Below are 15,894 nucleotides of genomic sequence, written 5' to 3'. Positions count from 1 at the left end.
TAGTTTCCAGACAGACCCTAGCTGTGTTGTTAACGGTGCCTTCTAAGAATGCTGTCAGGACGACGATGGCCATAACTGGTTCCTCATTTCCAGCAGCTGTAAAATGCAACCCCAAGTATGATGAACGAGCCAGTAAGTATACTCATGAAAATGTCTATATAATTCCTGAAAAGTATGCCTATTCCGTTGGATATGGATCTGACGTCAGAATGTTTACCGTCAAAACATATTTACTTATCTTTCATATTGCATATCCTACTCAACCGGAAGTGTAGGTGTCAGTGTTAAACAAACATCTAATAACAATTCGACTGTGCCAACTGTGAAGAAAGACGTAAGTCTCAAGAGTGATGTGGGGACATCAACCCGAACACCCAAAGAGAAGAAGAGTGTTTCTCGATCAACAGAATATAAAGAAACTACAACCAGCTATAAGGTCAAGAAGAATAAGCATGGCAAGAAAACTGTTAAGCAGCAAATAATTCGAAAACAGGTCGCTAAGAATACCAAGAAGGCTAAGCAGCCGAAGCCAGTTAGTGATAATTCAACTACCACTACGACGACTGCGCCAACTAGTCCAGCAACAAGCAACAATGCTGCCGAACAGACTAATACGCAAAGTCCTCAGACACAACCGACAATTACTCCGACCGAAGCACAAGCTAACCAAGATGCTCAAAACGCCAACATTCAGCTGCAGCCACAGTTAACGGAATCTCAAATTTCTGCTAACCAGGGCCAAGCACTTTATGACATTACCGGTGCCTTCTCGAATGTAGTTGGTCAGGGAACGGCAATTGTTAATTCAATCTGCGAAGTCATTTCGACCATCAGAAACTTGCTTTAAATTGATTTAGAGGGGGAGAATAACGGTGAAGCCGAACAAGTATTTGTTTAGAGCTTTTAGTTTAGTGGGCATTTCGTTACTGTCATTGTTGTTGGTCAGCACCACAGGTGCGTCGGCGCATGATTTGAGTCAGTATACTCCGGTTACGACTGATCAAAACCAGAATAACAACAGTGACAATAACGATGATAATAATAACAACGATAACAATAATAATGGTGGAGGCGGCTATATTCCGGGAGGAATTCCTGGAGGGGGAAGCAGTAATAATAACAATGGTGGTGGAATCTCTGCTGGTGGCGCAACGGCTGGTGCTACGACTAATAATGGGAGCAGTTCAGCAACCGTGGCAACAAATTCCCAAAATCAAAGTCAGACAACTAATAGTAATACAGTTACTACTGGAAATACAGTTAATACAAGTTCAAGTGCGGAGCAAAATGGCAATTCAAGCAGCAATGCACAAACGAGTACCGATAAATCTGCCCAAACAGCATCCACAAAGCCAAAAAAACAAAGCCCCAAAAAAGTCTCAAGAAAAGAAAGTCAAAATGATCGGATAAGATCCGTAAGCAATTCACAAAAGCGGTATGAGCACGTAAATCAGCGTGAAACACAAGCAAAGTCAAAGCTATTAAATAAGTATGCTGCCCATGCAAATGGCATTTTTCATCACAAAAAGTATTATTGGGCAGAGAAGCGTGTTGCTCCAAAGCCCAAGGGAAAGTGGAGAGTTCGTAAGAAAAGGTCTTATGTAGTAAACATTCCCAAATATATTAGTAAAGCGGGATCGGTTGTAATCAGTGACTACGTGGCTAGTAAGCTTGAAGCAAAAGGACATATGAGTAAAAGTATGGCATCGTTTATTGCTGGCATGCTTGCACCAGATTTGAAGAGAGGCAATAATTATATGCATGCTGAATCACTTCACAGGGCAAACAAGTATGTTTCACAATATAAAGATGTTATTTGGGCATATAGGCATAAAGGACGTCGCGGTTTTTTAGGGAAGTCTGTGCGCACCCAATCTTTTGTTAAGAAGTATAAAATTATTAAGATAAGGAAGAAGAGACCTTGGTGGATGTGGTGGTAAAGTAAAAAGTATGTAAAATTGACGAAATTAAATCTATTTTTAGAGAAGTACAAGGCACTCAATCGGTTGCTTCATCGGTTGCTTCAAATGAAGTTTAATGGAATGATTTCAGTTAGGAGGAGATTATAAGATGTTTAAACAAATTACAAGAATGATTCTATGTACGTTTTCTGTTATAGCAGTACTCTTAGTGATGATCTCTGGAGTTGCACATGCTAGCGATACAAAAGTTGGAATGCCAAGAGCACTAGTCAATACCTACTGGGTGACTCAGGAGCCGCGCAATAGCAGTACAGCTTGGAATTACTACCATGGTACAAAGGACACCTTTTCTCTTTTTAACCATGACGGTAAGAAAATTGGGGCAAATCATATAGTTTACATGAAATTTCATACTGGTTATATATTAGTTGGTGATTATGAAACAAACATAAGAAAAAATGTGTGGTGGTTTGTCCGCCCTAATAAAGCTAACCTACAAATTCACGTTGGTTACGATATTGTGACTAAAGGGCATACACCAAAAGGGCTTCCCAAAGATTATGTAAACAGCATTGCCAAAAAAATTTCCAAAGACAGATTTTTACAAGACTATAAATGAGCTTTTTCTAACTTCTTTGTTCTGTCCAATCGAATATCATTTGGTTTTGAATCAGTCATCGAGTCAGAGCAGTCCGATTAAATCCTTCGAGTTCCAGTACTGGGTGTAAGATATCGTAAAAGTTATGCACAAAGTAGCATTTCTTAGATCACACTGAAATAGCGGATAACTTTCTGTGTGGTTCTCGTTTTGCGGATTAATCAATTACAACAACGTTTTAAGTAAATATATGTACGTATCACAATACCTAGAAAGCAAAAAAATGAAGGATTAGTTATCTGGATAATTGTTATGTCTATTAAAGAGGCTCAAAATTTTTTTATTAATTCGGGTTCCGGGTTGGAACAGCCAGATTAGCCCAAATGTGAATAAAAGACCCAACCAATATTCAAGTAATGACAGGTTAGTGTTTAACGCAATACTAAAAAATAGTACAAGAAGAATATAAAAAGTCCAAGAACTGATATCCTCTGCAGTTACTTTATAGGTGCAGATCTTTTTCAAAATGTTATTAAGATATTTCTTGAATTTCATTATTCTGAATTCTCCTCATACTTATTAATTTATATCCAAGTTTCCATTATTAAGGAAGTCGAATGTTTTAAGTGCATTCTTAAATGGTATAGTTCTTTAGGGGGGCAAAGTCAATAAATGAGACTGATGCAACCTTAGTTGACCTATCGCAAATTTCTGCGAATAAAGGCCATGCAATCCATGATATCACAGGTGCTTTTTCTAATACTGTGGGTCAGGGAACGGCAATTGTTAACTCAATCTATGAGGTTATTTCAACCATCAGAAACTTGCTTTAACATATTCTAGGGGGGGATAATAACGGTGAAGCCGAACAAGTATTTGTTTAGAGCTTTCAGTTTAGTTGGTATTTCGTTACTGTCATTGTTGTTGGTCAGCACCACAGGTGCGTCAGCGCATGACTTGAGTCAGTATACTCCGGTTACGACTGATCAAAATCAGAATAATAACAGTGGCAATAACGATGATAATAATAACAACGATAACAATAATAATGGTGGAGGGGGTTATATTCCTGGCGGGAACACCGGCGGGGGAGGAGTCAACAACAATGGTGGTGGAATCTCTACTGGTGGAGCAACAGCTGGTGCTACAGCTAATAGTGGTGATGGTTCTGCAACAGTTGCTAACAATCCACAGGGCCAAGCGGCTTCTAAGCCTGACACACAAACCAATGGTGGATACGGTCCAGCTTCATCGGCTATGAATAAGTCAGAAGAATCCGGGTCGGTTTCACAGAAAGCTCCTACTAGAAGCTCGATTACTATTGGGAAGACGGGGAGCACCTCAAAACTCCATAATACTGTTGCCACAAAGTCTGTGCGAATTAATCCAACAAATAAGTATGTATCATTGCATGCACATAACAAAGTGCGCATGCACCATAAGTTAACTAGTAAGAGAGAATCTCCCAGCCTTAAACACGGATTGAGTTACGTCAAGCGGCATGTCCACCATTACAACAAGAAGTATCCAAGATGGGGTGATGATTGCACAAACTTTGGATCTCAATACATGGCATCACGTGGATATAAAAAAACAAAGAGAGGTTTAAGACACTATTGGGTGGCTGGAAAGGGAACTTGTCACGATCCATACAGGTGGTACTGCAACAAAAAAGGGAAGAAGTATCGATACAATCATTATATCAAGGCCGGAGTTTCGAAAAGTTGGGTAAATGTTAACAGCTTCTACACATACTGGACGAAGTATAAGCATTTGAAGCATTTTTCAACGCGAAAGCAATCATACGTAATACACCACGCTCGGTTAGGGGACATAATTCAATTTAAAGATAAGTCGGAAAAATGGTTTCACACCGCTATCATTACAAAAAAGACTAGGCACGAAGTATATTATTCTTGTCACACGGCAAACGTGTTCAATAAACCGCTGAGAAAATGTAACAAAGGACATTTCAGAAGAGGTCGTAACAAGATCATCAAGTTTCGTGTAATCCATGTTTCAAAACGAAAAATATAAGGTGGAGGATTGACAAATGAAGTTTCTACGGTTAATAATCAAATCGATTAAGGTGTTGGCAGCAGTGGTTATGATATTTGTCTTGATGACATTGCTACTATCTCTTTCGTCAAAGGAGTCCGTTCGGGTACGGATTTTACTCGATGGTCATCCCGTGACTGCAATTAAATGTGACCCGAAGTATACCAAGGTTCAAAGCCGTGCATTTCATCAGCCTGTGTTTACGATCCCGTATAAGGATGGGTACGATTCAAGTGATGAGTCATATATGGTCACCCAGTTTAAGATCCGGCAGGTGTCGGTTTTTAAGATTGCCGACCATATTATCCCGAAGTTGTAGCAATTCAACGTAGGGGTGACACCTGATTCTTAAGTGTTTAGACGGAAAGGAGAGAAATGAGTGAAAAGAACAACTGCTCTACTATTCTTTGGAGTGTTCGGTATCATCACCATTCTGGCCTTTGAAGGAACTGATCAAGCATCTGCTGCACAGATGGAATGGAAACCAGCATATTCAGATATGCTTGGTCAGCCATATAAACACAAGGTTGTGAAGTATAGTCCCACTGGGTGGGGAAATTATGAAGGTGGCTACCGAAAGGAATACTTCAGTTCGGATAAGCACATTCAGTATAGGTATTTGTTGAAGTCTCGGACAATAGTTTATCGGTACAACAACCACGACAAGCTGCTGCAGTCAAAGTATAACTACTTAAAGATTGTGATGCGACATGGCCACAAGATACCGGAATATTCATACTATTACAAGCTTGGCCATCATAAGTGGGTTTATTCAGTGACATATAAGTATTGGCTGCGAGATCCGGTTAAGTATTAGGCAACTCCTTAGCAAAGCAATCATATTGAGGTCTTTGATGGTAAAGCCGTTTATATTTCGAGTGGTGACCCTGGTGATCCAACGAAAGTTGCCAAGATCCTTTGGGGGCAAACTAGCGCTAAAGTAGTAACACTTAACAACGGTCACTGGTCAGCTTATTCAATTGAAACAGAAGGCCTACAGTTAGGAGCCAACATGTACGTGAACATTGCTTACCATGATGGTAAGGGTGTTAACAGCAAAATCGAATTTATCAGTTTAATAAACACGCACTTGACTAGCAGTATATAACAGGTAGTGGTTCTGGTCAGAGTAACACAGCAAACCAGAACACTGGATCGACAAAGGGTGTCCATTCCACTAATTCGCAAGTTGAAAGTGGGAGTAAACAGGAAAGGAACTCGAAATTCGATCATTATTCCAAGCAAGCGGCTAAGCCTGTTGGCCAATTTCAGCCAAGTAATCGGACGAAGCACAAGCCGTATAAGACAACTTGGAAAAAGGGGCAAAAGTTGGATAAGAACCAACGTAGAGAAGTTCAGTATGAGAGAAAGCATTATAAGCACTATGACAAAAAATATCCCAACTTTAGTGGGACATTTGCACGTGGTGACTGTACTAATTGGGCTTCCCAAGACCGACTGCATGCTGCTGGTGGTATGACCTCAAGAGATAAGCATGCAAGAAAGCATTTTGGGTCAGGGAATCGGATTTCAACCAAACATTCCAAGTGGTATTGTAGGCATGCTAAGTCGACTTTGTTTGGCCTCAGGAAACATTGGAACTATTCTACGAGTTGGACAACAGTTAAGGGATTCTATAAGTATTGGGCTGGAACAAAGCATCGGCCTCATTTCGTGACTAGTAGCTTTCGGAGAGTGATGGCACATGTGCGCGTCGGGGATGTAATTCAATTGCATTCCAAGAAGGATGGCTGGCATCACACTGTCACTGTGTCTAAGGTTGCAAAACACATGGTCTACTATACATCTCATAATAAAAATAGATTATTTGCGCCCCTAACTAAAATTAAATCATTAACAGGTCTCGCAAAGACTAACAAAATACGAGTTATTGAAATGGGGATCTAAGCGATGAAAAAAATACTGAAAAGAAGTTTATATGGAATAATAATCACCCTGTTGCTTGTCATCATTTTCCTCACGGTGTCTACAAAGAATGCGGTACGAGCGAACATGATGGCTCATGGAGTATCACCGATTTCAGCTTTTAAGTGCAACCCAAAATATGCTCCAAAAACAAGCAAATCGTTGGAAATACCAGTATATTATGTTCCCGAAAAGTTTGCCTATAAGGATAGGACAACCGGCGTTCATACCTCAACCTTTGCTATAAGGACTTATTTAGGAGTATTTCATATTGCTGTTACTGCTGATCAATATTACGGGTAGTTGAAATGGGGATATAGGTTTGAAAAATAAGCATCCACGGTCTTTAGCACGAAAGGTCATATATTCAATCCTTGTGATTGTATCGTTATTATTTATAGTATGAACAATATCACCGAAAAACGCTGTCCGGTTGACAATTGCGTTCTCGGGGCATCCTGTAAAAGCTATGCAATGTGATCCCATTCAAATTGACGGTCGGCGTCATGAACTAAAGGCCACGATTTATGTTATTCAAAGTAAATATTCTTATAGAAGCTTAGATATAACGGTGCCCCAGGGATCAGTGTTCAAAGTTCGAAAGCTGTTCGTCTTTAATTTTGCGGTTCCATCAGTTTATCCAGGTTAGGTATCTCACAAGCTTCATGCAAAACGACTCAACACCTTATTAGATGTTGAGTCGTTTTACTGTCTATTGGAAACATGATAACTTCTCGGGATTGATGTGCGCAAATATCATGAGTGCCATGTTCTGATTCCGGTAGCCGGTTCGCCCTGAAGTGAGGCCCTCATGAAATTACTAATCACATCATCTTCATACTTGCTCAGGCGTAGAAAAAGATCCGGTTAGAACTGAAATTCAAGCCGCATTAACTGGATCTAATCTTTGACTAATCTTTGACTAATTTTTGTTTGTTTACGTTATTTTGCAATGATAATCCGGCCAGCATGCTTGGAATCAAGTAACTGGTGGCCTTTAATAACACTATCAAGTGAGAACGGCAGCTTGTATCCGATTCGAATTTTGAGCTTACCGGCTGCCATCAGCTTGAGCATGGCGTTCAAGGCATCGTCATCCGAAATTTCTTGAGTTGGATGAATATGGTTAAAGGTAACTTTCTTCTCGGTTGGGGCATCGTTATCGGCCACACTGGCAATAATGCCGCCATCTTTGACGATTTGGACGTCGCTTTCGGCACCATTGCCATTCAAGGCCGCATCAATGACAACGTCAGCGGTGTCTGCCAATACTTCTGAAGGATCTTCCTTATCATAGGCAACGTATTTCTCAACGCCCAGTGATTTGACGTATTCTTCGTTGGCACTTGAACCAATGCCGATAACTTTGGCACCCACGTCCAAGGCAATTTGAGCGGCCAGGGAACCAACACCGCCGGATGCCCCTTTCACAATAACGGTTTGACCTGGTTGAACTTTGCCAAACAGGTGAACGCCCTTATATGCGGCAAGCCCGGGAGTAACGATTCCTGCGGCGGCCATGTAAGGCACGCCACTTGGAATCAGGACGGTGTTGGAGTCTTCACCAACTGAGTACTCGGCATAGGAATGATGACCATGGGCGACTACCCGGTCACCAATATCAAATCCAGTGACTTCTGCGCCGACTTTTTCAACGAAGCCTGCCACATCACGGCCGGGGATGATACGATGGTCAGTTGGTTTGAATTCTCCTGCCCGTTGTAAGGCTTCAAAATTATTTAAGTTAAATGCTTCAGTTTTAATCAAAATCTGGTTTGGTTTAATTTCTGGTGTCGGAATATCATATTCCTGAAATACGTCTGGACCGCCATTTTTTTCGTAACCAAATGCTTTCATCATAACCGCTCCTTCGTTTGTAAGTTCTACAAACTCAGTTTAATTCAAATATGGGTGAAAGCAATTAATTTGAACGTTGAGTGATTGTGCGCCAGACTTGAAATCTAATGGGTTTTCTTAGCCGTAAATCCTTTTCGAATTGCCCGGTTAATCAGAAGTAGGAATCCCAGCGATAGAACCGCAAAGACCACCGATCCAATACTGATTCGATCCAGACCGACGATTCCGACCATGCTGGAAGCAGTTGCTGATCCCAGCGAGATTCCGAAGTTAAAGAAAATCGAACTGAGGGATGACGCAAATACAAGGGATTGTGGATATTCCTTCTCGGCAAGGTTCAGGAAATGAATTTGGACTGGTGAGTTAATGATCGTCACAATCAAGGTCAGGATAAGGATGATTGCCAAGCCGGCAATTTTGCTGTGAAGCGCAAACGGAAAGACGATTAATAGGATAATATCAGCGATATAAAACGGTGGTATTTTCCGCAGGCTATTGGGCTTCTCGGCCATCATTCCGGAAAGCCGGTTACTTAAAATACTCATGATTCCAATGATGAACAGCAGCCAGTTTAAGCTTTGAGTGCTGAATCCCATTGAAGTAGTGAGCAGTGGCCGGATATACGTATAGTAACCATACATGGTTGCGGCAGTGAACAGGACGAGGAACACGCCATGGTAGATCCGCGGATCCAGTAGGATGGTGAGCTGGTTTTTGATGGTACTTTTGGTTTGCTTGACCTTTTTCGGTAAAATCTGGGTTAACAATAGGAAGGTACATATACTGATAATCGAAATCCCCCAGAATGTGTAGCGCCAACCAAAGCTTGTACTGACAGCGACACCAATTGGAACACCGAAGACTGAAGCGATGCTAAAGCCAGCGAAAATCCATGATACCAAGGATGCCCGTTTATCACGAGGGGCAATCGTACTCGCAAAAGTCATAATTAACGAAATGATTGATCCGGCAGTGGTTGCCGTGATAATTCGGGAGGCCATCATGGTTAGGTAACCAATCGATAAGGCACTGAGCGTATTCCCGATTAGAAAAACAATCATCAGTGTTAATAATGTTTTGTACCGACTATATCGGCTGGTCAGGATTGTCACAAAGGGCGCACTGACGGCATAAACCATGGCAAAGATGGTTACCAGATACCCCATGGTTGAAATTGGCGTGTGAAACTGTGCCGAAAGGTCGGGGAGAATTCCAACAACGATAAATTCATTACACCCCAACATAAAAGCCACGAGAATAAATACCAATGATTGAACTTTATACTTAGTCACTTCAAACCCTCCAGATGATAATTGTTTCATGTGAAACTTCCTATCAAATCATATCATAAGAATACGATAGATACGAAAAGTAAGAGTAATAGATGACAAAAAAATTGGATATGCATAAAGTCCAGCGGCATTTATTAAAGAGAAGGGGGCGTTTGGGGGTTCCACTTGTGTAAAGTAGTCAAACGAGTCTGTGTATAATTTGAGTCTTAATCAGATAATATGACTTTAAATAGCGCCCGTTTAGTTCTTATGAGATGTCTAAGGGGCTGTTTATGATTCTGGAACAGTCCCTATACATAATTCCATTAATTATTTTGACACAATTACTAAATTCGAGAATGAGCGAGAATAGGTATATGGTTGACCAATATTGAGACCAAAACCAACTTTAGGATAGTCAGGGTGACTGGCAGCGAGGGATTTAATTCCATGCTCAATTGGGGTTGCCAAGGCATTAATATAGCTATTTCCCGATACATTAGGATTATATTTAACTGCTTCAAACCAACTACTGTTATAATCTTCAGGAATGCCATAGCTTTCGGCATAATTTCCCTTTACAAGACCGAACTTAGAACGGATCGAAGTCCAATTTGGATCGCTAATAGTTGGATTGTTTTGTCCATAATGCTGGTTGTAAGCTGCATAGTTCATTAGATTTGTGTCAAATGTGTAGGTACCTGCTAAATCCTGTTTAACTTTTTGCATTACCTGGTTCTCAGCTGTTTGTTGCGGCATGGCGAGAAACTCTTTGAATTGTTGCTTGAGAATGGCGGTATTAGAACTACCATTAGTAGTCGCAGGCGTTTTGGAATTGACTCCAGCGGTTAAATAGCCGCGCCAAACGATCCCACTGATTGTTTTAGAACCATTAGTGACGTAATAATAGACCCCCTTTTTACTGCTGTAACTGGAACGCATCAGCATACTCTTGGAAACATACCAAGTGGTATGGGGATAGTTCTTTAAATTATGTAGTTTACGAGTATGCGTAGGGTTGTAAATATAGGCTGATCGCTGACTCGCAGCGTGATAGGGAAGATTGTCACGGTTGACTGACTTAACCTGATAGTAACGCGTAGAAGCTTGGACTGGCATTGCAGGAGTTAAGGTTCCAATAATTCCCAAGGCTGCTGAAACAGAAACTAACAACAAGATGCTTTTTTTCATAAATGGTACCTCCATGGTTGTAATTATAGTAGTGGAACGAATTTAGCTTACCGAAAGCTTTTGTAAGAAAAATGATTATTACCAATTGATTGATATTGTTATAGATCGGACCGTTGGCGTGGAGTTAGAAAGAAGTCTGAATAGTTAATTATTCAGACTTCTTTCGAGGATAAGCAAATGAACTACTTAGCCTATACAACGGCAACGTATCGGGTATCGTCAAAGATATTATCGGTATTGATGAAACACTTAAAGGTTCATAACAGGAATCTTTTGGTAGGCAATTTTTTATTTATTCGGATTGTATAATGCAATCACATATTGTCCGATACCTGATTTTTCACCATAGTTTAAAAAATTTTTTTGATCGATTGGTTGACTAAACATCCCAATTTGCCAACCTTTGTAGTCTGAAATGTTGATATGCTGTTTAGTTAAATCATTTAGGACAAATTGCTGGCAGAACTCAGTGATCTAAGTTCTACAGACGTTCTTTATTGATGCTGAGGGGCAAGTAAGGTAATTGTATAATCACCAAATTTTGGATAAGCGTATTGTTTATTGGCTTTTTGATAAATTGGCGTACTAGACATGTTAATTTGCCAGCTCTTATATGCTGATAGATCTATATGCTGTTTGTTTAAATCAGCAAGAACAAATTGTTTAAAGGTTAATGATCCATTTGCTAGGTCTTGAATTTGCTGGTCAGTTGGTTTTACTGAAACTTTGATATATTTAGTGTTTGATGAGCCGTCTGGTTTTGTAGAATTGAGTTTACTATTATAAATAGTTCCCATAAAATCTTTGATGATTGGCAGGTCTTGGTAATAGGTAACTCCAAGGTCATAAGCATCTTCTTCATAGGGATCTGAGTAGGAGCTTTTAAGCGCGCTAAGTTCCTTTTTAGTAGGATGTGGGATACCACCGGGATTGTCTGTCGTCACCCAGTTTGTAGTGGTACTCTTGTCTGTATTGTTATTATTGGCCGCACTATTACTAGAATAAGCGCCTCGGGTTAAATAGCCTTTCCAAGCATAACCTTTAACACTTCCGGATTTATTCGATACATAATAGAAAATACCGGTTTTTGTCCCATTGGTCATTTTGAGGACTCTCGATGCATACCAGGTGGTCTTTGGGTAATTGGTTAAGTGATGCTTCTTCTGGGTTAAATTGTAATTCCAGAGGTAGGCTTTGGTACTGCCATTCCAATGAAAAGCGGTATTGTTAGCGGTCTTGGATTTAACGGTGTGATAAACTCCAGCGGCTTTAACGGATTGGGGTGAAGTTGCCAAGGTCAGACCGGTGAAGCCGGCAATTAAACCGGTTAATAAAATTAGTTGTTTTTTCAAATGAATAACCTCCATTAGGATAGTGTTAGAAAAAGTCCGAAGTACTTAGCATTCAGACTTTTTTGATTTTAACCGTATTAATTAGAACTTTTTTGGTCTTGCTTTGGATATTCAAGAATCACTACACCGCGGCCGTAATTTGGACTGCTTTTGTCAAAAGCATAGGCACCAATTAAGCGATTTTTAAAGGTTGTGAAACTAACGTTGCCGTTAGCAGCATAAACGACATTATTCACATAATTTTTGAATGAAATTTGACCGGACTTTAATTGTTGTTGTTTTTCTTTGTTATTTTTACCACTGTTACCAATAAAGAAGAAAGTCATGTACTGTTGAGTATCTTTGTATTTATTAGCGACCATTATTTGAAAGTATTCATCACCACTGTCTGGATTACTATACTTGCTAACAAAACTGGGGTACTCATTAGCAATTTGTTGCAGTTGTGAATCAGGAACCGTGCCTTCAAAGAATCCAGCTAGTTCCTGTCTTAGGCTGTTAGTTGGATTAGTATCGGTACCGTTGTTATTGTCTGAATTACCATTATCATTGTCGCTTGGCGTAGTTCCACCATTAGGATTGGTGCCACTAGTTAAGTAGCCGCGCCAAACAACTCCGCTTACCTTTCCGGTACCATTCGTAACGTAATAGTAAATACCTTTCTTACCCGTGTAACTAGAACGCATGATGATACTCTTGGAAACGTACCAGGTTGTCCGTGGGTAGTTTTTAAGGTTATGTAATTTCTGGGTGTGGGTGGTATTGTAAATGTAGGCTGATCGTTGACTGGCAGCGTGATAAGGTAAGTTATTACGATTGATTGACTTCACCCAGTAGTAATGGGCTGAGGCCTGGGCAGGCTTTGTTTGAGTGGTGGCCCCCAGGAAGCCTAAGGCGGATAAAGCCGTTGTTAAAATTAAGATATTTTTCTTCATAAAAGTTCACCTCCAAGTTTTAAATATAGTATAGCACCGAAACTAATTCATTTTACCCATTTCTTACATAAACAGAAAATAAATGGGACAATATTTTCCAAGATTTTCAATCGTACTAAAAATATAACCCCTCAGCAAAAGGATTTGCATGGTTTCTTTTTGCTGAGTTTTATTTCATTAGGAAAATTGTTAGACCCCATTGATTGTGATTTTCTGAAACAGTTTGAGTGGCGGAATAGCTAGTTAGCTAACCAAAACTTGTATTTTTGAAGTGGATTTTTTAATTGTATCCTGTTCATTAAACGGCGTATTAACAACAAATCAGACAATCATAATCTTTACTTAACTGGCTCACTTAGTAATTATGTTATATTTGGAAGCCCACAAGATTTAAAATAGCAGTAAGAAGGGGGGACCAACGTGGACGGATATTATTCAGGTATTGGAACTAATTTAAAATTCAAACTCAACTTAAAAGATAAATTTCATGCGATACAGACGTTTTATGCCGGCGCAGATTATATTTATACGCTGCAGCGGCGACGAAATAAGTTTGATGGTGAGCTTCGGGATTTGACCTTGAGTCGACTGGTTATTCAAAAAGATCGTAACGGCCATCCAACCGGGAAAGCAAAGCAGCGTGAAGCACCCATGATTCTTGTCGGCTTTGGTCATTCGCAAGTTCTCCAATACTTTACCCATGGCCCTGACCATACACCCTATTTTTGGGTTGCCACGCGGGGAGCCCAGACCAATTTGGCCAACCAGGACTTAACCCATTGGCCGACTCAACTGGCCAGGGTCCGGTATGTGTCCGGATCCACGTTGGATTATGCGAATGCAACACGGCTAATTAGCCTAAAATACGCAAATCACCTCGGAAAGTCAATCGGCAGCTTGTTACGAGTAGAGGGGGCTTTGTCCAGTGATCAATCAAAGTTGCTGATCGTGACGATCAATACAGATAAGCCACGCAAGGCCAGCTTTATTGAATATGACAATGAACGATTGAATCAGGCACTGGATAAAGTAGCCGGGACTTCCAAACCCTATTTGCCGTGTGACTCAGCTGCAGTAAGGGATGCCAGTATTGGAAATGGCTTGAAGCCTGGGTTCATCAGCAAACGGGTATACTCGCTCTCTTATTATGGGTCGATTCAAGGGGTTGCTTTAGATGATAATGACGATATTTATTTCTTAGGCAGTCACGCTGACAACAATGCGATTATGTTAAGCAAGGTGAACTGGGGCGATCATTCTTCAGCCCATCAAGTCGTGGATAACCCCCATTGGAAATCGGGAAAAACGGAAGGCGAAGGGATTCAATTATCCGGTGAGAATGTCTTGATTGGCATTGCCAGTTATCATCGATGGACAGTCGTTAATCAAATTTATTCTTTTCCAAAATCAGCATTCAAAGCATAAGAAAACCGCGATCCATCAATGAATTTCATTAATGTGTCGCGGTTATTTTTGTGTTTATTAGTAATGAACTTTATGAAGCATTGCCGCTGTTATTCAAAAACCCATCGTAATAGCTGACCGGTTTATAAAGGTAAGGCAATACTTCAGTATCGTTGTCATTAAACGACTGAATTTCATGCTCATTCTCTGACGACCACCATGTATCGTTTCCACTAGTTTTTAAGACTAAGTTGGCAAAGGTCATATGGATTTGGTTACCTGGATTGAACGTGGGATTGTTGAATATAACTTGATACTGGCCCTGCCATTTACCATTCTCGTAGTGATACTGGCTGAAGCCGTAACTTGTGGCATAGCGGTAATACTGAGACTTGGATGTATCGATGAGCTTTAAGATTTTACTTTGATGAGTCCCGTTGCTGACATTGCCTTGAAAGGTGGGTGCGACGTACCAAATGCCGTCTTTCAAGGTTGGCTGAGTATTGGACAGCTTCAAGATGTTGCTTGTGGGAACGTAGCGTAACCAACGATTTAAATCGACCAATGAGAGATTATGGTTTGGGCCAAAGCCATTGCCGTAAACGTGGGTGATTGGACCGCTGTTGTATGTTGCCACTTGAGCGTTTGGATCAGCGAAGTCAAAGCCGCGGCCACCGAAAGGCATGACAGATACTTGATTGACGTCATAGGTAGCGATTGGCTTGGCACCGTTTGGTAATTTGGCTAAATCTAAAACGGCTGAAAAAGCGTTGATTTCTTCCCAGTTCCCACTGGTGGCATTGCCGTTGAGGATATCGATCATTGGCACGCGTACCCAATGATTTGGCGCATAATAGACCTTCCGCATGATGATTCGGGCACCATTGTGGTTGCCGTAGTTTAGCATTTCAGGAAGATAGGGATGATCCTTCTTCAAGTAATTCAGGACTCGTTTTTGGTCCCTAAAGGATGGTGTTTTGGCAAAACGACTGATGCCATCCTGGTTAATCTTGCCGTGAATTCGATCCGATGAAGCGTAGATGCCCGAAGCATTCCACTCACCAATACTGTGAGACGCCCCACGACGGAATGCCCGGTTGGAAAGCAGCACGTTGAAGGTTGGGTAACTGTAAAAGCCGCCCTTATAGTATTTTCCTTGAATCAGCTGTCCATGCCAGACGTAACCTTTGATTTTTTTATTGGCACTGTGAACGTAATAGTAACTGCCAAAGTAGTTGTGAGTTTTGATAGTAACTCGTTTGGTTGAGTAAAGATTCGTTCTTGGATAGTTCTTCAAGTTGTGAAGCTTCTTATTATAAGAAGCGTTCCACACGTAAATATTCTTACCGGAGTTCGGCAGGAATGATGTTTTTTTAAATC

15 protein-coding genes and 1 pseudogene are annotated in these 15,894 nt (G+C 40.7%); 10 read left to right on the top strand and 6 right to left on the bottom strand.

From position 1 onward, the window contains the following. The 9 genes from LKE01_RS12110 to LKE01_RS10335 form a co-directional block, all read left to right on the top strand. Window positions 1–275, top strand: a 275-nt coding sequence (locus LKE01_RS12110) for a hypothetical protein (protein ID WP_186806017.1), incomplete at its 5' end; no start/stop codon positions are given. Between the two features lie 47 nt (window positions 276–322). Further along, the gene (locus LKE01_RS10370) at window positions 323–847 is read left to right on the top strand and encodes a hypothetical protein (RefSeq protein ID WP_225366620.1); all 525 of its coding nucleotides are present in this window, start codon (window positions 323–325) and stop codon (window positions 845–847) included. Between the two features lie 25 nt (window positions 848–872). After that, window positions 873–1,940 (top strand): hypothetical protein, encoded by a 1,068-nt coding sequence (locus LKE01_RS10365; RefSeq protein WP_095345027.1) that lies wholly within the window; start codon window positions 873–875, stop codon window positions 1,938–1,940. Window positions 1,941–2,070: 130 nt separating this feature from the next. Beyond that, complete coding sequence (locus tag LKE01_RS10360; protein WP_056981946.1) at window positions 2,071–2,541, top strand: hypothetical protein; 471 nt, start codon at window positions 2,071–2,073, stop codon at window positions 2,539–2,541. A gap of 837 nt (window positions 2,542–3,378) precedes the next feature. Further along, window positions 3,379–4,557, top strand: coding sequence for an amidase domain-containing protein (locus LKE01_RS10355; RefSeq protein ID WP_056981944.1), 1,179 nt, complete (start codon window positions 3,379–3,381; stop codon window positions 4,555–4,557). Between the two features lie 16 nt (window positions 4,558–4,573). Continuing rightward, window positions 4,574–4,897 (top strand): hypothetical protein, encoded by a 324-nt coding sequence (locus LKE01_RS10350; protein ID WP_054769728.1) that lies wholly within the window; start codon window positions 4,574–4,576, stop codon window positions 4,895–4,897. Between the two features lie 60 nt (window positions 4,898–4,957). Beyond that, window positions 4,958–5,395, top strand: coding sequence for a hypothetical protein (locus LKE01_RS10345; protein WP_225364701.1), 438 nt, complete (start codon window positions 4,958–4,960; stop codon window positions 5,393–5,395). 512 nt (window positions 5,396–5,907) lie between these two features. Continuing rightward, complete coding sequence (locus LKE01_RS12420) at window positions 5,908–6,486, top strand: amidase domain-containing protein (RefSeq protein WP_054769727.1); 579 nt, start codon at window positions 5,908–5,910, stop codon at window positions 6,484–6,486. A gap of 3 nt (window positions 6,487–6,489) precedes the next feature. After that, on the top strand, window positions 6,490–6,807 hold the full coding sequence (locus LKE01_RS10335; RefSeq protein ID WP_056981942.1) for a hypothetical protein: 318 nt from the start codon (window positions 6,490–6,492) through the stop codon (window positions 6,805–6,807). 639 nt (window positions 6,808–7,446) lie between these two features. Here the strand turns inward: LKE01_RS10335 and LKE01_RS10330 are convergent. The 5 genes from LKE01_RS10330 to LKE01_RS10310 form a co-directional block, all read right to left on the bottom strand. Next, entirely contained in the window at window positions 7,447–8,361 is a 915-nt protein-coding gene (locus tag LKE01_RS10330) for an NADP-dependent oxidoreductase (RefSeq protein ID WP_056981940.1), read from the bottom strand. 104 nt (window positions 8,362–8,465) lie between these two features. After that, complete coding sequence (locus LKE01_RS10325; RefSeq protein WP_054769733.1) at window positions 8,466–9,653, bottom strand: MFS transporter; 1,188 nt, start codon at window positions 9,651–9,653, stop codon at window positions 8,466–8,468. 309 nt (window positions 9,654–9,962) lie between these two features. Further along, window positions 9,963–10,823 carry a hypothetical protein gene (locus LKE01_RS10320; protein WP_056981938.1) on the bottom strand — a complete coding sequence of 287 codons (861 nt, stop codon included), beginning with the start codon at window positions 10,821–10,823 and terminating at the stop codon, window positions 9,963–9,965. Between the two features lie 494 nt (window positions 10,824–11,317). Then, window positions 11,318–12,175: a hypothetical protein gene (locus LKE01_RS10315; RefSeq protein WP_054769724.1), complete on the bottom strand. Its 858-nt coding sequence runs from the start codon at window positions 12,173–12,175 to the stop codon at window positions 11,318–11,320. Between the two features lie 77 nt (window positions 12,176–12,252). Then, on the bottom strand, window positions 12,253–13,110 hold the full coding sequence (locus LKE01_RS10310) for a hypothetical protein (RefSeq protein ID WP_056981936.1): 858 nt from the start codon (window positions 13,108–13,110) through the stop codon (window positions 12,253–12,255). A 420-nt stretch (window positions 13,111–13,530) separates the two neighbouring features. On the opposite strand from LKE01_RS10310, the pseudogene LKE01_RS12470 reads away from it, so the two are divergent. After that, window positions 13,531–14,451: pseudogene (locus LKE01_RS12470) on the top strand (helveticin J family class III bacteriocin); the annotation flags it as partial. Between the two features lie 154 nt (window positions 14,452–14,605). On the opposite strand, the gene LKE01_RS10300 reads toward LKE01_RS12470, so the two are convergent. Then, window positions 14,606–15,894: hypothetical protein (locus LKE01_RS10300; protein WP_146979229.1), on the bottom strand; the 1,289-nt coding region annotated here is incomplete at its 5' end.

This window comes from Lentilactobacillus kefiri, assembly GCF_007989105.1.
Lineage (GTDB): Bacteria > Bacillota > Bacilli > Lactobacillales > Lactobacillaceae > Lentilactobacillus > Lentilactobacillus kefiri.
This window is presented reverse-complemented; position numbering and strand designations above follow the sequence as displayed.